General features: G+C 66.4%; 18 protein-coding genes. All 18 read left to right on the plus strand.

The window, feature by feature from the left end; genetic code table 11:
• Window positions 1-34 precede the first annotated feature (34 nt).
• The 18 genes from DK842_RS11755 (at window position 35) to DK842_RS11840 (ending at window position 21800) form a co-directional block, all read left to right on the plus strand.
• Window positions 35-1819, plus strand: a complete 1785-nt coding sequence (locus DK842_RS11755) for a T6SS phospholipase effector Tle1-like catalytic domain-containing protein (protein WP_232538465.1) — start codon at window positions 35-37, stop codon at window positions 1817-1819.
• An 18-nt stretch (window positions 1820-1837) separates the two neighbouring features.
• A complete protein-coding gene (tssF, locus tag DK842_RS11760) occupies window positions 1838-3697 on the plus strand; it encodes a type VI secretion system baseplate subunit TssF (protein ID WP_114061612.1) in 1860 nt (619 codons plus the stop codon).
• Window positions 3698-3806: 109 nt separating this feature from the next.
• Window positions 3807-4067 carry a hypothetical protein gene (locus DK842_RS11765; protein ID WP_145964028.1) on the plus strand — a complete coding sequence of 87 codons (261 nt, stop codon included), beginning with the start codon at window positions 3807-3809 and terminating at the stop codon, window positions 4065-4067.
• Window positions 4060-5088 (plus strand): type VI secretion system baseplate subunit TssG, encoded by a 1029-nt coding sequence (gene tssG, locus DK842_RS11770; protein ID WP_114061614.1) that lies wholly within the window; start codon window positions 4060-4062, stop codon window positions 5086-5088. Before DK842_RS11765 ends, tssG begins: the two co-directional genes overlap by 8 nt.
• Before the next feature lie 16 nt (window positions 5089-5104).
• Window positions 5105-5812, plus strand: coding sequence for a hypothetical protein (locus DK842_RS11775; protein WP_114061615.1), 708 nt, complete (start codon window positions 5105-5107; stop codon window positions 5810-5812).
• 38 nt (window positions 5813-5850) lie between these two features.
• Window positions 5851-8487 (plus strand): type VI secretion system ATPase TssH, encoded by a 2637-nt coding sequence (gene tssH, locus DK842_RS11780; protein ID WP_114061616.1) that lies wholly within the window; start codon window positions 5851-5853, stop codon window positions 8485-8487.
• 12 nt (window positions 8488-8499) lie between these two features.
• Window positions 8500-9936 (plus strand): hypothetical protein, encoded by a 1437-nt coding sequence (locus DK842_RS11785; RefSeq protein WP_114061617.1) that lies wholly within the window; start codon window positions 8500-8502, stop codon window positions 9934-9936.
• Window positions 9933-10196: a PAAR domain-containing protein gene (locus DK842_RS11790; RefSeq protein WP_114061618.1), complete on the plus strand. Its 264-nt coding sequence runs from the start codon at window positions 9933-9935 to the stop codon at window positions 10194-10196. The genes DK842_RS11785 and DK842_RS11790 overlap by 4 nt, the downstream gene beginning before the upstream one ends.
• 9 nt (window positions 10197-10205) lie before the next feature.
• Entirely contained in the window at window positions 10206-11291 is a 1086-nt protein-coding gene (tssA, locus tag DK842_RS11795; protein ID WP_114061619.1) for a type VI secretion system protein TssA, read from the plus strand.
• Between the two features lie 831 nt (window positions 11292-12122).
• Entirely contained in the window at window positions 12123-12848 is a 726-nt protein-coding gene (locus tag DK842_RS11800; protein WP_114061620.1) for a (5-formylfuran-3-yl)methyl phosphate synthase, read from the plus strand.
• A gap of 10 nt (window positions 12849-12858) precedes the next feature.
• On the plus strand, window positions 12859-13665 hold the full coding sequence (locus DK842_RS11805; protein ID WP_168191886.1) for an isopentenyl phosphate kinase family protein: 807 nt from the start codon (window positions 12859-12861) through the stop codon (window positions 13663-13665).
• Between the two features lie 4 nt (window positions 13666-13669).
• Window positions 13670-15658 carry an asparagine synthase (glutamine-hydrolyzing) gene (asnB, locus tag DK842_RS11810; protein ID WP_114061622.1) on the plus strand — a complete coding sequence of 663 codons (1989 nt, stop codon included), beginning with the start codon at window positions 13670-13672 and terminating at the stop codon, window positions 15656-15658.
• 14 nt (window positions 15659-15672) lie between these two features.
• Window positions 15673-16842: a polyprenyl synthetase family protein gene (locus DK842_RS11815; protein ID WP_168194873.1), complete on the plus strand. Its 1170-nt coding sequence runs from the start codon at window positions 15673-15675 to the stop codon at window positions 16840-16842.
• An 11-nt stretch (window positions 16843-16853) separates the two neighbouring features.
• A complete protein-coding gene (locus DK842_RS11820; RefSeq protein ID WP_168194874.1) occupies window positions 16854-17618 on the plus strand; it encodes an HAD-IIA family hydrolase in 765 nt (254 codons plus the stop codon).
• A gap of 4 nt (window positions 17619-17622) precedes the next feature.
• Complete coding sequence (locus tag DK842_RS11825; protein WP_168194875.1) at window positions 17623-18507, plus strand: UbiA family prenyltransferase; 885 nt, start codon at window positions 17623-17625, stop codon at window positions 18505-18507.
• Between the two features lies 1 nt (window position 18508).
• Entirely contained in the window at window positions 18509-19441 is a 933-nt protein-coding gene (locus tag DK842_RS11830) for a hypothetical protein (protein ID WP_114061626.1), read from the plus strand.
• Window positions 19438-20553: a polyprenyl synthetase family protein gene (locus DK842_RS11835; RefSeq protein ID WP_232538466.1), complete on the plus strand. Its 1116-nt coding sequence runs from the start codon at window positions 19438-19440 to the stop codon at window positions 20551-20553. Before DK842_RS11830 ends, DK842_RS11835 begins: the two co-directional genes overlap by 4 nt.
• A gap of 53 nt (window positions 20554-20606) precedes the next feature.
• On the plus strand, window positions 20607-21800 hold the full coding sequence (locus DK842_RS11840) for an SDR family oxidoreductase (protein ID WP_114061627.1): 1194 nt from the start codon (window positions 20607-20609) through the stop codon (window positions 21798-21800).
• Window position 21801: the final 1 nt, after the last annotated feature.

Consider the following 21801-nt stretch of genomic DNA (forward strand, 5'->3'; position numbering starts at 1 on the left):
TAACCTCTGCACCGAAAACGAGGGGTTTTCCAATGTGGCGCGCTTGTACGACACCTATCCCGGCCAAGCGGTGCCGGGGGTGGTCAAGGAAGCACTGCCTTTGGACGGGAATGAAGAGTATCCGCACTTCTTCAAAGTGTATATCCCGGGCGTAGGCACGCCGTTTCCGCAAGTCAATGACAGCGGAAAGGGCATGGATGCCACCTTTGGCGCCGCTTCCGCCTTGTTTGGCCATGAGCGCATCGTCTGGGCCTTGATGCAGGCGATCAATAACCTCAACCGCTATTTCGTTGGTCAGGAATTGCTCGATAAGGGCAAGATCTTGTCGCTGAGCAAGCAGTTGGTGATCACTGGCTGGCACCTGAAGAAGGAGCGCTGGCTGACCGCGGGTGAGATCGACCAGGGCAAGCAGAGCACTTACGACACATTGCGCGAGCAACTGAAGCTGCTGCATCGGTCGATCAAGGACTTCATGCATGCGCCGGGCGAGAAACCGGCCAATATGTCCAAGGGCAAGGTGGGAAATATTCATCTGTCCGCATTCGGCTTTTCGCGCGGCGCCACCAAGGCGCGCTGCTTCAGCAACTGGATGCAGCGCCTGTGCCAGCTGGATGCGGAGCTGACCGGCCAGCCGGGACAGATGACCCTGGGCGGCTTCCCGGTGAAATTCGACTTTTTGGGCATCTTCGACACCGTGGCCTCGGTGGGCCTGGCCTCGTCCACGCTGTTGTTCGACGGCCACGCGGAATGGGCAGACGCGGAGACCTCGCTGCGGGTGCCCATGGGCATGCCCTGCGTGCATCTTGTGGCGGCGCATGAAATCCGCCGCAGCTTCCCGCTGGACTCCATTGAAATGGGCGCGGGCGCGCCCCCGGGCGGCGAGGAGATCATGTTCCCCGGCGTGCACTCGGATGTCGGCGGCGGCTACCTGCCCAAGGAGCAGGGCAGAGGAGTGGACCCGAAAGGCGCGGACATGCTGTCGCGGATTCCCCTGGCGGTGATGTATCGCAAGGCGCGGCTGGCCGGCGTGCCGTTCAAGGCGGAAAAGGCAAAGCCAGCTGCTCAATTGCGCATGCAGGTGGACCCTAAGTTGATAGCCGACTTCAACGCCTACCTCGCCGCGCTCGGCGTCGAGGCGGGCAAGCCCACGCCGGAAAAGGCGTACAAGAGCTTGCTGAAGGATTTGTATTTGCCTTACATCGCCTGGCGCTTGAGCTGGGTGTACAAGCAGGATGACGCCTCGCTGCGCGCGCATTTCGACAATCTGCAAAACGCGTCCAACGCGGACGTCAACGACTTGTTGGGCGGCAATGTCAAGTTGGCCGAGCATCTCGGGTATTACAAGAGCTGGAGCTGCGGCGAGATAGTAGAGATTGGCAAGATGAGAAGGGCTTACTACCCGCCGACGTTTGATCCCAAGGTGGTCAAAGACTGGAGCGAGTTCAAGGGCATTTGGCCGGAGCTGGAAAAGGGCGAGCAATCTTCATTGCTGAAACCCGCGGCCAGCTGTTTGTTCCAGTATTACGTGCATGACTCGTATGCCTGGTTCCGGCTAACCGGCAAGGAAGAACCGGAAATTTTGGCCATGCTGGAGAAAATGTCGCATCAGGACCCAAATAGCCTATCTGAAGAGGAAAAAGGTTGGGTCAAGTTATATGTGGACTCCGGCCGCAAGCAGATTCCCAAGGCCGTGACGGGCGGGCAGGAGCCATTCAGCGTAGGTGCCGGCTATCTGCGTTATCGCAAGGTGTATGCCGGCGCCGACAATGTTTTGCTGACCCGGCGCGGACAATCTTCATCGGATACAGCGCTGGCCTGAGAGCTGGCTTGAATAAAAATGCTTGAATCCTTACTACCGTATTACGAACGCGAACTCGGCCACCTGCGGGAGCTGTCGGGCGAGTTCGCGCGCCGCTATCCCAAGATCGCCGGCCGCTTGCAGATGGAAGGCGACCAGTGCGCCGATCCGCACACCGAGCGGCTGATCGAGGCGTTCGCGCTGCTGGCTTCGCGCATCCATAAAAAACTGGACGATGATTATCCGGAAGTGGCGGAAAGCTTCCTGGATGTGCTGTATCCGCACTATCTGCAGCCGATTCCGTCAGCCACCATCGTCCAGTTCGAGTGCGATCCGGCGCGGCCGGAGATCGCCAAGCGCTACCGCGTGGAGCGCGGCCAGCCGGTGCATGCGCCGGCGATCAACGGCGTGGTGTGCAAGTTCCGCAGCGCCTATCCGGTGGACTTGTACCCGCTGTCGCTGAACAGCGCCAAGCTGGAGCTGACCAGCGGCTCGCCCTATCTGCGCCAGCTGGCGCCGGATGCGGCGGCGCTGCTGACGATGGAGTTCCAGACCCACGGCGGCCTGGCCTTGAACAGCATAGGCCTGACTTCGCTGCGCTTCTTCCTGGACGGCGAGCCGGCGCTGATGCACCTGCTGTACGAGCTGTTGTTGTCCCAGGTGCTGCGCATCCGCGTCGGCGACGGCAGCGAGGACCCGTCGCGCAGCGCGGTGCTGCCGGCCTCGGCCATCCGCCCGGTGGGTTTCGGCCGCGACGAGGGCATGCTGGAGTACGACGAGCGCTCGTTCATGGGCTACCGGCTGCTGACCGAGTATTTCTGCTATCCGGACAAATTCCTGTTCGTCGACATCGCCGAGCTGGACAAGGCCGCGGCGCGGCTGGACGGCGGCAAGCTGGTGTTGCAATTGGTGCTGGGAGACTACCCGGACAGCGAGCGCCATCACCGCTTGTTGACCCAGCTGCAGGCGCATCATCTGAAGCTGGGCTGCGCGCCCATCGTCAACCTGTTCAACCAGCCCGGCGAGCCGATCCGCGTCAGCCATCAGAAGGCCGGCTACGCGGTGCTGGCCGACGGCCGCAAGCAGCAAGCTTACGAGGTGATCCAGATCCGCCGCGTGGTGCGGGTGGAAAAATCCGGCGAGGGCGAGAGCAGCGAGGAGGTGCCGCCGTTCTACGCGACGCGCCATGGCAGCGAGCGCCAGACGCCGCGCTTCTACTGGCATGCCAGCCGCGAGGGCTCGCCGCGCGCCGGCGACAAGGGCACCGACCTGGAGTTGCACCTGGTGGATCTGCAGTTCAACGCGGTGCGGCCGGCGGCCGAAGTGCTGAGCCTCGACCTGCTGTGCAGCAACCGCGATCTGCCGGAGCAGATTCCTTTCGGCGGCAGCCAGGCGGCGCAGCGCACCGATTTCAGCCTGCCCGGCCATTCGGTGGTGAAGCGGGTGCGGCTGCTGCGCAAGCCGGCGGCCACCCAGCGCAGTCCGCTGGGCCGCGCGGTGCAGTGGCGGCTGATCTCGCATCTGTCGCTGAATTACATGTCCATCGTCGATTCCGGCGTGGCGGCGCTGCAGGAGATGCTGGCGCTGTACAACCTCACCGGCTCGCCGGTCAATGTGCGCCAGATCCAGGGCGTGGTGGGCATCCACAGCCAGCCGGCGGTGACCCGCGTCACCGGCCGCGATTTCGCCGGCTTCGTCCGCGGCAGCGAAATCCGGCTGAAACTGGACGCCGATTATTATGTCGGCGGCAGCGTCTACTTGTTCGCCTCGGTGCTGGAGCGGTTCTTCGCGCTGTATTGCGCGCCCAACAGTTTTACCCGTTTGCGGGTGGAGACGACGCAGCAGAACCAGGAAGTGGCGGCTTGGCCGGCGCGGGCGGGCGAGGCTTTGGTGGTATGATGATGTTATTTGTTTTTTTGATGACCGATGCCTTTGGATTCGCGTGGCGAGGGAGTGACTAGTGGAGGCAATGATTCTGTGGATTGTTTTGCCCCACATGATCTATTTCATGTTGACCCTGCTGCGGGAAAAACCGAGGACAACGGGCTTGGATCGCGGCATTTACCTATGGTTGCCGATTCTTTCCATGGGCTTGGGGGTGTTGGCCTATGGCGTTGCCAGCATATCCAATGACTGGGGAATCGCCGGCGCGTACATACCGTTTTTCTTGGGATTGCTCGGTGGAGTCAGTTTGCTCAGCGGTGGCTTCTTCCTATTTCTGAGCTGGGGATTCCGTCAGTTGCGAGGAGAGGAGCACCGGAATGGTTGAGCCGACGGTTCTGAGCCAGCGGCCGCCGCGAGACCTGCAGCGCGAGCTCGCCGCCGACGCCAGCCAGTTCGGCTTCTTCCAGGCCGCGCGCATTCTCGGCCTGGGGGCCCGCAAGCGCCCGGACTCGCGGCGCGGACGGTTGCCGGAGCGGCTGCGTTTCCGCACGCTGGCGTCCTTGTCCTTCCCCGCCAGCGAGCTGACCGGCTACAAGCCGGCGGCGGAAGAGAGCGACGCCGCGGACGAGATGACCATCAGCTTCATGGGTCTCACCGGGCCGAGCGGGGCGCTGCCCACCGCGTATACCGAGCTGTTGCTGGAGCGCCGCCAGCGTCATCGCGACGACACCATGCACGCGTTTTTCGATGTGTTCAGCCATCGCGCCGCGTCGCTGTTTTTCGAAGCCTGGTGCAAGTACCGCAGCTGGATCAATGTGGAAGCCGGCGAGCGCGACGGCTTCACCCGCAACCTGCTGGATCTGGGCGGCGTGGGCCTGTCTCAACTGCGGCAGCAGATGGGGCCGGGCGCGGAGCTGGATGAGCGCATGTTCGTCTACTACGCCGGCCTGCTCAGCCAGAAGCCTTTGTCGGCGCAGTCGCTGCTGACGCTGGTGGAGGGTTTTTTCGGCGTGTCTGCCACGCTGGAGCAATTCGCCGGCCAATGGCTGCGGGTGCCGGTCGAAGAGCAGAGCCAGCTGGGCGCGGCAGGCTGCGAGCTGGGCATGTCGGCTTTCGCCGGCGATCGCATCTGGGACCGCCAGACCAAGCTCAAGCTGAGGCTGGGACCGCTGCGCCGCGCCCAGTTCGACTCGCTGCAGCCGCACGCCGCCGGCGCGCAGGCGCTGCGGGCGCTGATGAAGTACGCGCTGGGCCACGGCCTGGCCGCCGAGGTGTGCCTGGTATTGGATCGGCGCGACGTGGCGCCGGCCCAGCTGGGCTCCGCCGCGCTGAGCCTGGGGGGAGACAGCTGGATGGGCCGTCCGCCGGGCGATCCCGACGATATGCGCTACACGCTGCTGGAATGAGGAGGGGCACGAGGCCATGAGCATACTCAAGCGCTTGCTGGATCGCCGAAAATCGGCTGAATTAAGCGTGAGCCGCGGCGAAACGCCGCCGGAGCTCGCGGCCGCGGCGGATGCCCTGCAGCGCGAGGATTGGCCTCGGGCGCTTCGTCTGGCGCAGCCGCACCTGGAGGCGAAGCCGGCCGCGCTGCGCGCCGACGCCTATCGGCTGTGCGCGCTGGCCACCAGCCGACAGGCGCAGTGGTGCACGGCGTTTGCCTGCTGGCAGAAGCTGTTCGAGCTGGAGCCTTCCGCCCACAACGCCTTGCAGCTGGCCAGCGCGTCGGTGATGGCGGGGGAGGTGGAGCGGGGCAAGGCTTGGTTGATGAAGTTCGACGAGATCAACCGCGCCAGCCGCGAGTTTTCCTGCGCGGCGGCCTATGTCAATTTCATTTCCGCGCTGGCCCAGGCCGGCCACGCGCGCGAGACGCTGCCCTACCTGACCTGGCTGCGCGAGCTGTACCGCCAGCTGAAGATCACCGACGACAGTTTCCTGCATCAGCGCGGCGTGCCGTTCTTCGCGGTTTTTCTGGAGAACAGCTGGCCCCTGCTGTTGCAATGCCTGAACGAGACGCAAGTCCGGGAATGGTACGGCGCGATGCTGGCCGACCTGGACGACGATGGTTGCGCGGCGCTGCGCGGCTGGCTGGACGAGATGATGCCGGCCGCCGCCGCCAACGACGAATGATTTGACCTTACATCTTTGAATAGAACGAGTATCCGCATATGTCCGTATCGCTGAAATCCCTGATAGACCGGCTGACGCCCACCGCGCGCCAGGCCATCGAGCAGGCCGCCAGCCGCGCGCTGGCCCGCACGCACTTCGAGATCGAGATCGAGCATGTGCTGTTGTCCATGTTCGACCAGGACGACAACGCCGCGCTGGCGGCGCTGCGCGCGTTGGGCGCCGACTTGTCCCGCGTCGAGCGCGAGCTGGACGCGGCGCTGGACAACTTCCGCAGCGGCAATACCCGCAACCCGGTGCTGTCCTCATGGCTGCCCAAGTGGCTGGAGAAGGGCTGGCTGTTGGCCAGCGCCGAACACGGGCAGGACAACGTCTCCACGCTGGACCTGTTGCTGGCGCTGTGGCAGGACGATGCGCTCAAGGGCGCGCTGCAGTCCGGTTCGCCGGCCCTGGCCCGCCAGGACGCCGGCAGGCTGCAAGGCGCTTACGCGGCGCTGCGCCAGCACGGGGGGGAAACGGCCGGCGGCGACGGGCAGCCGGCGGCGGATGAAGACGAAGGCGGCCAGCCGGCCGCGCCGCAGGCCAAGCGCGGCGGCGCCGCGCTGGACAAGTACACGATAGACCTGACCGCGCAGGCCAAGGCCGGCAAGATCGACCCCATCCTGGGCCGCGATGTCGAAATCCGCCAGATGATAGACATCCTGATGCGCCGCCGGCAGAACAACCCCATCCTCACCGGCGAGCCAGGCGTGGGCAAGACCGCGGTGGTGGAAGGGCTGGCGCGCAAGATCGTGCTGGGCGAGGTGCCGCCGGTGCTGGCCGGCGTCGCGCTGCGCACGCTGGACCTGGGCCTGCTGCAGGCCGGGGCCAGCGTCAAGGGCGAATTCGAAAACCGCCTGCGCCAGGTCATCGACGAGGTCAAGGCCAGCCCGGTGCCCATCATTCTGTTCATCGATGAGGCGCACACCCTGATCGGTGCCGGCGGCGCGGCCGGCCAGAACGACGCGGCCAACCTGCTGAAGCCGGCGCTGGCGCGCGGCGAGCTGCGCACCATCGCGGCCACCACCTGGGCCGAGTACAAGAAATACTTCGAGAAAGACGCCGCGCTGGCGCGCCGTTTCCAGGTGGTGAAGGTGGAAGAGCCGGCGCCGGAAATCGCCGTGCAGATGGTGCGCGGCCTGACCGACGCGATGGCCAAGCACCACAAGGTGGAAATCCTCAACGAGGCGGTGGCGGCCGCCGTGCAGCTGTCCAGCCGCTACATCGCCGGCCGCCAGCTGCCTGACAAGGCCATCAGCGTGCTCGACACCGCCTGCGCCCGCGTCGCGCTGTCGCGCGCCGGCAAGCCGGGCCCGATCGAGGACGTGTCGGTGCTGATCGCCAACATCGACCGCGAAGTCGCCGCGCTGGAGCGCGAAGAAGGCCACGCCGACCGCATCGCCGAGCTGCAGTCGCAACGCGCGGAACTGGAACAGGACCTGGCCGCGCTGCATGCCGCCTGGGAGACGCAGCAGAAGCTGATCGAGGAGATCGACGAACTGAAGGCGGCCAAGGACGAAGCCAAGCCGGCCAAGGGCAAGAAGATCAGCCCGCTGCAGGCCAAGCGCAAGGAGCTGCGCGAGCTGCAGAAGACCCAGCCGCTGGCTTTCGAGTGCGTGGACGAGAGCGTGATCGCCGACGTGATTTCCGGCTGGACCGGCATCCCGCTGGGCCGCATGGTCAGCAACGAGCTGGCGCAGGTGCAGCGGCTGGCCACGCTGCTGGCCGAGCGCGTCATCGGCCAGGACCACGCGCTGGAGCAGATCGCCGAGCGGGTGCAGATCGCCAAGGCCAATCTGGAGGACCCGGGCAAGCCCAAGGGCGTGTTCCTGCTGGTGGGCCCGTCCGGCGTCGGCAAGACCGAGACCGCGCTGGCGCTGGCCGAAGCCTTGTACGGCGGCGAGCGCAACCTGATCACCATCAATATGTCGGAATACCAGGAAGCGCACAGCGTGTCCGGCCTGAAGGGCTCGCCGCCGGGCTATGTCGGTTACGGCGAGGGCGGCGTGCTGACCGAGGCCGTGCGCCGCAAGCCGTACTCGGTGGTACTGCTGGACGAAGTGGAAAAAGCGCATCCGGACGTGCTGGAGCTGTTTTTCCAGGTGTTCGACAAGGGTGTGCTGGAGGATAGCGAAGGCCGCGAGGTGGACTTCAAGAACACCATCATCCTGTTGACCTCCAACGCCGGCACCGAGCTGGTGATGCGCGCCTGCGAACATGGCGTGACGGTGGAAGAGGAAACCCGCGATCCGACCGCGGACGACTTGGTGGAAATCCTGCGCCCGACGTTGCAGAAAACCTTCAAGCCGGCCTTCCTCGGCCGGCTGACCATCGTGCCTTACTTCCCGATCAGCGACGACGTGCTGCGCGCCATCGTCGGCCTGAAGCTGGGCAAGATCCGCCAGCGCATCGCCGACAATCACGGCGCCCAGGTGGAGTTCCCGGAGGAGTTGGCGGAGCAGATGGCCGCGCGTTGCATGGACGTGGACAGCGGCGCCCGCAACGCCGACGCCATCCTCACCTGCACGCTGCTGGCGCAGATCTCCAACGACCTGTTGGCGCGGATGGCCAGCGGGCGTCCGGTGAAGAAGATCGCCGTCGCGCTGAAGGGCGAGCAGGTCAAGGTGAGAGTGAGTTAAGGAGCATTCGCGATGTGGAGAATGTTGGGCCTGTTCGGCGGCGTCACCATCGGCTGGTGGGCGCTGCTGTGGCTGGCGCTGCCGCAGAGCTGGCAGCGGATCAGCCCGTCGGCCATCTTGATGCTGCACCTGGGGCCGCCGATGCTGCTCAGCGTCTGCGTCAAGCTGTGGACGTATTTGAAGGAGAAGCGCGCGGCGGACGAGGCCAGGCAGCAGGAGGAGCGAGCCGAGACCGAGCGCAACGACAAGCGCGAGGCGGCGCGCGCCCAGCATGCCGCGGCTTTGCTGGAGCGCCAGCGCGCGGTGGCATGCCGCTGGCTGTGGACGGCTGCCGCGCCGGCCAAGGATGAGCCATTCTGGCTGGCAGAGATGGCTGACGGCGCGCATTGGCTGGCATTGGACAGGGTAGAGGTGGAATCCGGCGAGGCGATGGACGCGCTGTCGCCGCATCTGTCCGAGATGCTGTCCGGCCTCTACGCCGAAGCGCCGGGGGCGGCCTGGTTGCCGCTGTACTTGGAGCCGATGCGGCAGGTGCCGGGCGTGGAGCAGCTGGCGCGGGTGAAGGAGCTGAAGCTGCAAGCGGTGGCGGAGACGATGGGCGGCGACGTCCACGTCGGCGGCGATTGCCGCTTCTTGCCGGGAAGCGGGCTGCTGGCCGACCGCGTGCTGCAAGTGCTGCAGCAGGACCCGGAACTGCCGGGCCTGGTAGTGATGGCGGCCGATGCGCCGCTGGCCGAGCGGGACGATGACGACGACTGGGGCGATGTCGATCCGGAGCTGAGCCAGCGCCGTCGCTGGATAGGCGAGCCGGGAATGGCCGTGGTGGCCATGCTGTTCCTGCGCGACAGTCTGGCCGCGCCGGCGGAGCCGGAACAGGAAGCCGAGGACGCGGACCCGTACCAGCCTTACTGGGAGAAGGACTTCGCCGGCCCGGCCGCCGGCTGGGGCGTGGTGCCGCCCAGCCAGCAGGCCAGCCTGGCCCGGCTGCCGCGGCTGGCCATCCTGTCGCAGTCCAGCTCGGTGAGCCTGGCGCAGGACAAGGCGCTGCAACTGGCGCGCAGCCTGCAGCCGGTGCTGGACAACGCCTTGGTCAACGCCTCGCTGCTGGACTATCCGTTCAGCCCGGAAGAGGCCAAGCCGGAAAACAACCAGGCGTCCAGCCTGGCCTGGCTGTGCCACAACAGCGGCCAGATCGACGTCGGCGGCGTGCGGCTGGCGGCCATCGCCACCGCGCTGTCCCGCCATCAAGTGGAGCTGCATCCGATAGACGAGGCGAGCAACGTGGTGCGCGAGTGGGGCGACGCCGGCGCGGCGACGCCGATGTTGCTGGCCGCGGCGGCGGTCAGCCATTGCGCGCGCTTGCAGGCGCCTGCCGCGATTACCCATTTCCATGATGAGCTGGTGTCCCTGGCGATGGCCAGGCCGCCGGCAGAGGAGGCGACAGCATGAAGGCTGCAATCCGTTTGGGCGACCCGACCGACCACGGCGGCAAGGTGGTGAGCGCCGCCTCGTCCACCGCGCTGTTCGGCAAGCAGGTGGCTTGCGTCGGCGATGCCGTCACCTGCCCGCAGCAGGGCCACGTCAACTGCACCATCGTCGAAGGCGACGGCGGCTGGCTGGTCGGCGGCAAGGCGGTGGCGCTGGACGGCCACAAGGTCAGTTGCGGCGCCACGCTGATTTCCACGCTGCCCCAGGTCAGCAAGGGTTAGAGAAAGCATATGGATCAAAGCATTGAACAGCTGATGCAGCCGGTGAGCCCGGCCGCGCCGGCCGGGGAAGACCTAGCCTACTCCCTGGTCTTCGACCAGATTCGCGAAGCCCGCCGCAGCGACGACCCGTCGCTGGCGATGGGCGATTGGGAACAGTCGTTGAAAACGGCCGAATGGCCGCAGGTCATCCGCTTGTGCGAAGACGCGCTGACGAACAAGAGCAAGGACTTGCAGCTTCTGGCCTGGTACGCCGAGGCTCAGACCCAGGTCAACGGCGTGGCCGGCCTGGCGCGCGGTTTGGCGCTGGCGGGCGGCTGGCTGAGGAATTTCTGGGAGAACGGTTATCCGGAACTGGATCCGCATGATCTGGACGAGCGGGTGGCCAAGCTGGAGTGGATGAACCAGCAGCTGGGCAACGCCTTGCGCAACGTGCCGCTGACCAAGCCGGAGTTCGGCGGTTATAGCTGGCACCAGTGGCAGCAGTCGCGCGATGTGGAAAACCTGGGCTTGAAGGACGGCGAGGCGCGGGATGCGGCCATCGCCGAGGGCAAGCTCAGCGGCGACGCCTTCGAAAAGTCAGCCACCCAGTCCGGGCACGGTTGGTTCCAGGCCAAGGCCGAAGAGCTGGTGGCGCTGCTGACCGCCTACGAGGAACTGGACGCGCTGGTGGACCAGCGCTTCGGCTCGGCCGGACCCAGCCTGGCCGACATCCGCAACGCCATCTACGCCTGCCAGGACCTGGTGCTGCGCTACCGCCAGCAATTCGCCGTCAACCAGCCGGCAGCCGCGCCGCAGCGGCCGCCCGTCGAGGAAAGCAAGCCCGTGAGCCAAGCCATGCCCAGCCCGGTCCATACCGCTGTTCCTGCCAGCGCCTTCAACGGCCAGATCCGCAGCCGCCAGGAAGCGGTGACCGCCCTGACCGAGGTGGCGCGCTACTTCCGACACAACGAGCCGCACAGCCCGGTGGCGTTGCTGGCCGAGCGCGCCGCGCGCTGGGCCGAGATGAGCCTGGAGGAATGGCTGCAGCATGTGGTGAAGGACAGCGGCACGCTGAGCCAGTTGCAGGAGCTGCTGGACGTGCGCCAGGGCGAATAAGCGACGCCGCCCGCATGCCGCGTCTGCGGCGGAGAGCCGCGCGGGACGACGAGGTTTTGCCGCAGGCCCATACAGGACCAGCCGGCTGATGATATCGCCAGGCGACGCGAAACACGCGACCTATTCGGTCGCGTGTTTTTTTATCCGCGAGGGCATTCAGACCCATATCGATCAGCATGAGCCGGGCGCGCAAAGCGCGGTGTTTCCGCGTGGCCGGCGCAGGCCTTGAGCCGGGAAGCTTCGGCGATCTGTCCGCATCGGCATCGGGAGCGGCCGGCATTTTCGTCTTTGGGAAAGGCCCTTTGTCCTGTCGGACGGAGACGATTCGGCTCAATTTCTCTTGTATTGGCGCTTGTGGGCAGGGGAGGGGGCAAGCGTTTTGTGTCGGAGAAACGGCTTGATGAATTAAATAAACAATATATTGACGTTATATTTGGTCAATATTTTTTATATTTAATATGTTTTATTTTGCAGTCCTTTTATTGATATTAATTTATCAAGTTGAATTTTAATGGTTTTTTTGAGTTGCGGGGAGTTGTGACGAGTATGGATTTTATGATTTCAAATATTGATTATTTTCATTGCAAACAACAATTTGTATCTTTTTTGCCTCATCACATTTGTCATATTTTATTTTCCTTTTTTAATTTATGCCCATTGATGTAATTTAATGACGTTCACATTTTTATGGGCGCCGCGGCGAGACGAGGTCCCGGTAAAGCGTGGGCGATGTTGCTGAAGTCAGGTCGTTCTGTTGAAGGAAGTCAATTGGGGCGCGCCGCTGGCTGCGGACGCCGTTTTGCTCAAATCGTGAGAGTCAGGGGGCAGCGAATGAAGGTTCTGATCAGTCCTATCAGTACGGCGGAAGCGGTTGTGGCTTGGGAATGCGGCACGAACATCATCGATATCAAGAACATCAACGAGGGCTCGCTGGGGGCGAGCTTTCCCTGGATCATCCGCGAGGTGATCGCCCGCATCAACGACCCCAAGGTGGTGTTCAGCGCCACGCTGGGCGATCTGCCGCACAAGCCGGGCACCGCTTCGCTGGCGGCGCTGGGCGCGGTCAGCTGCGGCGTCAAATACGTCAAGGCCGGCCTGCACGGCTCCAAGGACGTGGCCGAGGGCGTGGAACTGATGAGCGCCGTGGTCCGCACCTGCAAGGACTTCGATCCATCCGTGACCGTGGTCACTGCCGGTTACGCCGATTACCAGCGTTTCGGCGGCCTGTCGCCGCAGCAACTGGTGGAAATCGCCGCCGCGTCCAAGTCGGACATGGTGATGGTCGATACCTACATCAAGGACGGCAAATCGCTGTTCGACGCGCTGAACGAGCAGCAACTGGCCGAGTTCGTGCAACAGGCGCACGCCAAGGGCCTGAAGGTGGCGCTGGCTGGTTCTGTGCGCGCCGAGCACCTGGACGTGCTGGCGCGCATCGGCGCAGATGTGGTCGGCGTGCGCGGCGCGGTGTGCAGCGGATACGACCGGGGCACCACCATCGATCCGATCAAGGCGGAGCAGTTCATCAAGGCCGCCAACGCCATCGCAGCAGCAGAGTGACGGCGACATCGTGAGCGGCGCTCCTCATCTCCATTCCCCCGCGGTGGTGAAATTGGGCGGAAGCCTGATCACTGTCGACGGCCCCGATGGGCCGGGGGTCAACCGCGATCTGCTGACGGCGCGCGCGCGCGAGTTGGCCGCATGCGGCCGTCCGCTGGCGCTGGTCCATGGCACCGGGGCTTACGGCAAACCGCCGGCGAGACGCTATGGCTATCTGGATGGCAGGCTGCATCGCAGCCGCGCCGAAGTGGTGGCCGAAGTGGCGCGCGATCTTGCCAGGCTGGAATTGGAGGTGGTGGAGTGCCTGGAGGCGGGCGGCCTCAAGCCATTGCGCTTGCCCGCCATCCAGCTGTTCCGCGCCAGAGAGGGAAAGGCGTCGCCGCTGAGCCTGGCGCCGGTGGCGGAGCTGCTGGCGAGAGGCTTGACCCCGGTGATAGGCGGTAATTTCGTGTTCGATTGCGACGGCTTCGCCGTGTGTTCCAGCGACATCATCGCGGTGGAGCTGGCGCTGGCGCTGGAAGCGTCCAGCCTGGTGCTGGCCACCCGCGCGCGCGGCGTCCACCGCGAGCACGGCAGCAGCGAGGCGGTGCACGGACAGTTGTCGGACAGCGATGACGAGGCGCTGCGCAAGATCGATGCCGCCGGACAGGATGTCAGCGGCGGCATGCAAGCCAAGATATCCCATGGCTTCCGCGCGGCGCGGCGCGGCATCGCCACCTATGTGGTGGACGGCCGGGTGGCCGGCAATCTGAGCGGCGCGCTGGCGGGAGCGCCGCTGCAGGGCACGCGGCTGCTGGCCGGCGGGGCGGGAGGCTAGGCGCATGTGCGGAATCGCGGGAGCGCAGCTGGGCCGCAAGGCGCACGACGGAGACCTGGCCGAGGTCCGCCGGATGATACTGCGCCAGACGCATCGCGGACCGGACAGCCTGGCGGCGCAGCGGGTCGGCCCCGCGCTGCTGGCCTCGTCCCGCTTGGCCATCGTCGGCGTCGCCAACGGCGGCCAGCCTTTCTGCAATGAAGACCGCTCCATCCACGCCGTGTTCAACGGCGAAATCTACAACCACCTCGAATTGCGCGAACAATTGTCGCGCCGCGGCCATAGCTTGTCCGGCGGCAGCGACGGCGAAGTCATTGTCCACCTGTACGAGGAGTTCGGAGCGGATTGCTTCCAATGGCTGGACGGTCAGTTCGCCATCGCGATCTTCGATTCCCGCGACGGCTCGCTGCATCTGGCGCGCGACCGGATGGGCATTTGCCCGCTGCATTGGGCGCGGCTGGGCGACGCATTGTATTTCAGTTCCGAGATCAAGGGCCTGCTGGCGGTGGCCGGCATGCCGCGCCGGGCGGAGCCACGAGCGATGCTGCAGCTTGGCTATTTCGGCGCCGTCTGCGCGCCGTTGACGCCCTTTGCCGGCATCCGCCAGTTGCCGGCCGCCCACTGGCTCAGCTTCCGCGACGGCAAGGAGGAGATTCGCCGATACTGGTCGCTGGATTTCCCCTTGGCCGGCGAGCATGCCCGGCTGAGCGAGGCGCAGGCGGCCGATGGCCTCGCGCATAGGCTGGAGCGGGCGGTGGCCAGCCATGCGCAGGGCGAATTCGAGCCCACCTGCTTTCTCAGCGGCGGCATCGATTCAGCCTTGATCGCCGCGTTATTGCAGCGCGGCAGGCAAGATCGAGTCGCCGCCTTCTGCGCCGCCTCCGAACACGGCCGCATGGATGAAGGAGACGCCGCGGCGCGGACCGCGTCGGTTCTGGGGGTGGATTTGCGGCGGGTCAGGCTGGACGAAGCGGACATCGCCGCTACGTTTCCGCGCTTGATCTGGCACGGCGAGACGCCGGTGATCTCCACCGAGGCGTCGGCGCTGATGCGGCTGGCCGGCGAGGCCGGCAAGCGCTCCAAGATCGTGTTGACCGGAGAGGGGGCGGATGAAGCCTTCGCCGGCTATCTGGCCTTCCGGCAATACCGGCGCTTCGGCGCGCTGACCGGACGAGGCCTCGCGCCGCTGCGCGCGCTGCTGCGTCCCTGGCTTGGCGGGCATTACGGCTCCGATTGCCTGCTGCCGGGAGAGGACGGACTGGACGCGCTGCGCGCGCATTTCGGCTGCGTGCCGGCTCAGGCTTACGAGTGGGAGTTCTACCGCGAGGCGCTGACGCCGTTGTTCTCCGCCGATCTGCGCGCGATGGCCGCGGCGGGCGGCTGCTGGGACGGCTTCGAGTTCGACCGCGGCGCGGTGCGCGGCCGCCATTGGCTGGACCGCTCGCTGTACGTGTCCTATCAGGTGATGCTGCCCAACTATCTGCTGGGCGCGCATGGGGACCGCATCTACGCCGCCAATTCGGTGGAGGGTCGCTACCCCTTCCTGGACCGGGAACTGGTCGAGTTCGCGGCGGCGCTGGACCCGGCGCTGAAACTGCGCGGGGGCCGGGAAAAACACATCCTGCGGGTAGCCGCCGGGCGCTGGCTGCCGGAAGAGGTCGCCTGGCGGCCCAAGACCCGGTTCGTGATGCCGTTCGGCACCCCTTTTGCCGGGCCTGGCGCGTCGCCGCTTTACGCCGAACTGCTGTCTCCGGGAAAACTGGCCGAGTATGGCTACTTCGATCCGGAGCGCGTGGGGCGGCTGTTTCAGGCCCTGGCGGCGCCGCCGCCGGGCGGGAGCAAGGCCAAGCGCTATCTGCGGCGTCTGGCCCTGGGCTTGGGCGCCACCTTCGTCGCCAGCGCACAGCTCTGGCACTACCTGTATCTGGCCGATGGCGGCGCGGCCGCCCCTGAAGAGGAGGCGCGGCAGTCCGCGCCGGTTTCCATCGCATGAGCAAGGAGTCGCTGATGAGCGCAACGGCGCAGGGGGCGCGACGCATGCCGCCCGGATTGGACAGGCTGCGGGGCCGGATTGACGCGGTCATGGCGGAGGCGATAGAGGCGCTGCGCACGCAGGGCCCGGAACATGAGCATCCCTTGATCGGGCGGGTGTACGGCTGGCTGCGGCATTACCTGGATTGCGACGGCAAACGCATGCACGGCATCGCGGTGGCGTTGTCCCATCTCGCCTGCGGCGGCGACGAGGACGCCATCCTGCCGGTGGCCGCCGCGATGCAGCTGTACCACCACCACACCTTGGTACATGACGACATCTATGACGAGGACGCCGCGCGGCGAGGCTGGCCGACGACGCACCAGGCCTTCGCCGGCTGGTTCGCCGACCGAGGGGGACGGCAAGAGGGGGACGGGCGGGTGTTTTTCGGCGGCGCGATGCGGCGCGGCGCGATCGCGGCCTTCGCCTACGGCAAGATCTGCCGCGCGCTGGCCGGCCGCCTGCTGCTGGAGAGCGGTTTCGAGCCTGCGGCGGCGCTGGATGTCGCCCGCGCGCTGGAGCGGCATGAGTTCTTCGACAACGCGGCCCAGTTGAAGGACGTGTTTCATGAGGGCGATGAGATGCCGTCGCCGCAAGCCTGCCTGGACAATGCCTGGCTGAAGACTGGCCGGCTGTTCGAATTGTGCGCCTACGCCGGCGCCCGGCTGGCCGGCGCCGACAGACGCGGGACCGAGGCGCTGGAGCGCTGGGCCGGGCAGTCGGCGCTGGCTTACCAGCTGCAGGACGATCTGGAAGATCTGAACGCAGCCAGCGAGAAGGGGCAGGGGCGGGGCGTCGCCACCGACCTGCTGCATTGCAAGCCCACTTATCTGTATGCGAGGGCCAAGGCGTTGGCCGAAGGCCGCGACCGCGAATCGCTGCTGGCCTGGCAGGCGGGACGGACCTCGGGGCTGGACCGCGGGGACATCATCGCCATTCTGGCCCGCAGCGGCGCGCTGGACGACTGTCGGAGCGAGGTTGGCCGATGCGTGGAGCGGGCGGGGGCGGCGCTGGACGAGGCCGGACCGTCGCTGCGCCCCGACTGGCTGCCGCCGCTGCGGGATTTCTCCGACTACTTCGTGTCGCCGGCCTACTGGCATCGGCCGCTGGCGGCCTCGCGTCCTGTGGCGGCGCTGCTGGCTTGAGGAGGATGAGCATGCGCCATGCGCCCTTGATCTTCGACCTGCACGGCGTGCTGCTGGGGCGGCGCGAGCCCGCCGGCCATCTGGCCGCCGGCGAGGTGTTGCGGCTGCTGAGGGCGGCCGGACATCCGGTTCGCTTCCTCACCAACTCCAGCAGCGTCGGACGGCCGCAAGTGGTGAAGCTGCTGGCTGACGCCGGCATCGCGGCGGAGGCGGAGGAAATCTACACCGCCGCGATGACGGTCGCGCATTACCTGAGGCGTTGCGGCCGGCGCAGGCGCTTGTTCGTCGTCGGTTCCGATGCGCTGCGGGCGGAGCTGGACGCGGGCTGCGGCGAGTGGCTGGAGTGGGCCAGGCCCGAAGAAGCCGACACCGTGGTGGCCAGCCGCGATCCTGGCCTCGACCAGGATACGCTGGAGCGGCTGGCGCGGTCGCGGCTGCCGCAATTGATCGCCACCTGCCGCGACCGGAGCTTTCCTGACGGCGACGCGCATCAGGCCGGACCTGGCGTGACCGTCGCCCGGGTCGAACAGGCGCTGGAGACGCGGGCGCTGGTGCTGGGCAAGCCGAACCCCTATGTGCTGTCGTCCTTGATGAGCTTGCCGGGCCACGCGTCCGACTGCGTGGTGATCGGCGACTCTTTGCAGCAGGACGTCGCGCTGGCGAGAAATGCCGGCGCGCGAGCGGTGCTGGTGGGCGACGGCGGCGGCGAAGATGGCCCGTCGCCCGACTACCGCGTCGACGCTCTCGATCAACTGCTTCACTTACTGTGCAGGTGACCGCATGAATATCCGCGCCTTGAGCCTAGGCACCGCCGGCTACTTTTTCACCAACCGCTTCCATATCGCGCTGATGCCGGTGTTCCTCACCTATTTCTGGAACCAGGCGCTGCGTTTGCCGCTGGGCTTCGATTACTACCTGATGATCGTGCTGACCACGGCCGGCGGCTACATCTACAACATCTACACCGACGCCGAGGAAGACGGCGTCAATTACAGCAGCCGCTACCGTCTGTTCGGCCATAACCGCCATACCAAGGCGGTGGTCGCCGCCTGCTTCTTCGGCGGTTTCCTGCTGTCGCTGCATGCGGGCTGGGTCTTCGTGCTGTACGGCGGCGCCGTGCATTTCCTGGGCTCGCTGTACAGCCGGCCGTTGCCGTTCAACTGGCGCGGCCGGCCGCTGCGGATCAAGGAAGTGCCATTCCTGAAGAACCTGTACGCGGGCCTGTTCTGGTCGGCGGCGCTGGTGCTGACGCCTCACCTCTATGTCGGCGCGCGGCCCGGCGAGGCCGCGTTGCAGGCCATCGCCATCAGCTTCGCGCTCAATTATTTCGTCGAGCTGATGTGGGACATCCGCGACATGCCGGGCGACGCCAAGGCCGGTTTCCGCACCGTGCCGCTCCTGGTCGGCGAGCGGGCTGCTTACTGGCTGCTGAGGCTGGTGCACCTGCTGACTTGCGCGCTGATGTATTACGGCGCGGCCTCCGGCGCCTTGACGCCTGGCTGCATGCTGTTCGCGGCGGTGCATCTGCCGGTGGGCTTGTTGTTTCTGGAATGGTACCGGCGCCAGCCGGAAAAGGACTGGGCCTCTCATCTGTACATCATGTACGGCGGCGGCCTGCTGGCGGCGGGCATGGTGTGGACGCGGTTACTGACTACGGGGAACTGATGTGACAAGCACGCGATTCAAGGCCGCCCAGCAATGCGCGACGGCCGCCCTCCTGCGCTACCTGCCCGAGCGCGAGGATATGGACTGGCTGGCCGATGTGGTGGACCGGCCACGCTTCGGCTGGGACTGGCCGGCGTTGGAGCAAGGCTTCTTCCAGCCGCTGCGCGATTGGGCGGACCTGCACGACGCCAGGCTGAAGCCGGCGCTGGCCGGCTTGCTGATCGACGCGCTGGGCGGCGACAAAAGCGAGCATCCTGCCTTGCTGGCCGCGCTGGAGTTCACCCACCTGGCATCCTTCATGCTGGATGATCTGGCCAATGGCCGCGATCTGGACGCCAGCGCCAGCGACAAGGTCTCGGTGCCGCTGCCGGTGTGGGTCACCATCGCCTACAACGCCCGCCAGCTGGCGCCGGTGCTGGTGTTGCGCCGGGCGGAGAACCTGGAGCCGGCTAGGCGGCTCAGGCTGGCGCGGCGTTATCTGTTCCAGCAAAGCCTGGGCACCGCGATGGACTTGTGGGGGGCGGAGCGCGGGCTCGAGCATGGCTCGCTGACCGACTTCATCGTTCATCTGAGCCATTACGCCGGCGCCCCAGGTTTGGGCCTGGCGGCCGCGACCGCCGCCGAGGCCGCGAAGCTCGACGGCGAGGCTGTCGAGGCGCTGCGCAAGGCCGGCATGGAGCTGGGTGTGTCGCTGCGCCTGCGCGCGATGGCAGACGGAGAGCCGCGCGCTTTGCGGCTGGATGGCCGCCAAGTGGCGGAGGCGGAAATCCGCTGGCGGCAGGAGTATGACCGCGGGGCGCTGCTGGCCAGCGCGGATCGGCTGCAGGCCTCCGCGCAGGATGCCGCCGAGCGGCTGGACCCGGCCATCGGCAGGGCGATGAACGATTTTCTGGCGGCGCTGGGCGCGCCGTCCGCAGCGGAGGCACAACGATGAGCGGCAGCGCGCAATACAGCGACGACTTTCTGGCCGACATGGCCCCGGCGCTGGCCGACCAGTACCGGCAATGGTATCCCTGGTGCCGCGAGACGGTGTTGGCCACGATAGACCGGCTGGCGAACCCGTCTTATCTTGAGGCGGCGCTGGGCGCGCGGCTGTCGGATGCCATGCTGGCGGCAGCGCGCGACGCCTGGCTCGAACCTTACCGTTCCTACCATACGCGGATGGGCAAGATGCTGCGTCCCTTTCTGGTATGCAGCGTGATGCAGGCTTTCGAGCGCGATCCGCGCCGGTCGCCGACCGTGGTGGCCATCGCCGAGATCATCCACGCGGCGTCTCTGGTGCTGGACGACGTCGCCGATGATTCCCCGCTGCGCCGAGGCGGGCCGACCGCGCATCGCCAGGTGGGCGTCCGGGTCGCCGGCGCCGGCGGCTCCGCCTGGCTGAACGCCTGCTTCCAGCTATTGGCCGAGAGCGATTGCGGATTGGAGCCGGAACAGGCTCTGCGCCTGGCCGACGAGATCGCCTGGGAGCACTGGGTGACCGGGGTGGGCACCACGATAGACACCACCTGGCCATGGATGGGCAGGCTGGACGGCACGCCGGCGCAGTACCTGCAATCGGTTGTGCACCGCTCCACCTCCTATACCTACCGCCTGCCGCTGAAGATAGGCGCGATCGCGGCAGGCGCGACGGCTGAACAAACCGCGCGTTTCGCGGCGCTGGGCGAAGAGTTGGGCATCGCCTTCCAGATCATCGACGACATACTCAACGTCCAGCCCGGCGACGACAAATGGGGCAAGGCGCTGGCCGAGGACATTACCCAGGGCAAGATCAACCTGCAGGTGTTGTTGGCGCTGGAGCGCCTGGACGCCGGTCCGCGCGCCAGGCTGATCGAGATCTTGCAAAGCCGGACCGACGACGCCGGCGCGCTGGCCGAGGCGGTGGCGCTGCTGGAGGACAGCGGCGCTTTCGACGCCGCGCGCGGCATCGCCCAGGGTTATATCGACAGCACCCAGGCCATCGTCGCCGGCATGGATTTCCTCACCCCGGTGGACAGGGAGCGCTTGTCCGCTTTCGTCGACTACGTGATCCATCGCAGCCGCTGAGCGAGGCGCGCCAGGCAGGAGGGCGGGTTCGCCATGCGCAAGAGAGATGACAAATGAATTTGACGGGTGGAAAAATAAGAGGAACCGTACTGCTGACCGGCGTGACCGGCGGCCTGGGCGCGGAGCTGCTGCCCAGGCTGCTGCGGCGGCATCCCGATTGCGAGGTGGCGGCGCTGACGCGCGGCGGCACGCCGCGGCAGGCGCAGGACAGGCTGGAAGCCGCGTTGGATTTCGCGCGGCTGGGGCCGGAGGAAAGAGCCCGGGTGTCGCTGCTCCACGGCGATGTCTCCCATCCCCGCTTCGGCTTGTCGGATGCCGATTGGCGCGCATTGGCGTCGCGCGTCGGCCGCGTGTTTCACCTGGCGGCCAGCGTGGATTTCGATCTGCCGCTGGCCGAGTCGAGAGCGGCGAACGTCGACAGCGCGCGGGAGGTGTTGGCCTTTTGCGGGGAAGCGGCCCGAGGAATGCGCGATTTCCGGCTCAACTATGTGTCCACCGCCTATGTGTCGGGCCGCCGCCGGGGAAGGCTGATGGAGGACGAACTCTATCTGGGACAAACGTTCTGCAACGGTTACGAGCAGTCCAAGTTCGAGGCCGAACAACTGGTCAGGCAGGCCGCCGCCAGGCTGCCGCTGACCATCTATCGGCCCAGCCAGATCATAGGCGAGTCGAGCGAGGGGCGGATACGCAAGTTCTTCGGCTATTACGAGTTTCTCAAACTGGCGGAGCGCGGCCGCATGCCGGTGCTGCCGGCTGACCCTCTCGCGCGCCCCGATCTGGTGCCGGCCGATTACGTTTGCGAGGCGATGCTGCATTTCGACGCCGATCCCGGCGCGGTCGGCCGCTGTTACCACCTGACCGCCGGGTTGGCGCGGAGCCTGAGCTTCGAGCGCATTTTCAGCCAGATGTACCGCGAACTCGCCGCGCGAAGGCCGGATGGCAAGGGGCCGGCCAAGCCCCGGATGTTCCGCCCGGAAGAGCTGGAATGGATGGCCTCGCCTGAGGAGTTGCGGCGCTTCCATTTGAGCCCGCTCAAGCTGTTGCTGCGCACTTACCGGGCCTATCTGGAGTCCGAGCGGGACTTCGATTGCGAGGCCACTCAAGCCAGCCTGGCGCGAGCCGGGATCGCGTTGCCGGACATCGAGTCCGCGCTGCGGCTGAGCGCCGGCTACGCGCTGGGCGCGCGCTTTGGGCAGACCGGGCGCGCGGGGGCAGCCCGAAGCGGGGCCGCGCGGCAACCGGCCTGAT

The organism is Chromobacterium phragmitis (genome assembly GCF_003325475.1).
GTDB classification, from domain to species: Bacteria; Pseudomonadota; Gammaproteobacteria; order Burkholderiales; family Chromobacteriaceae; genus Chromobacterium; species Chromobacterium phragmitis.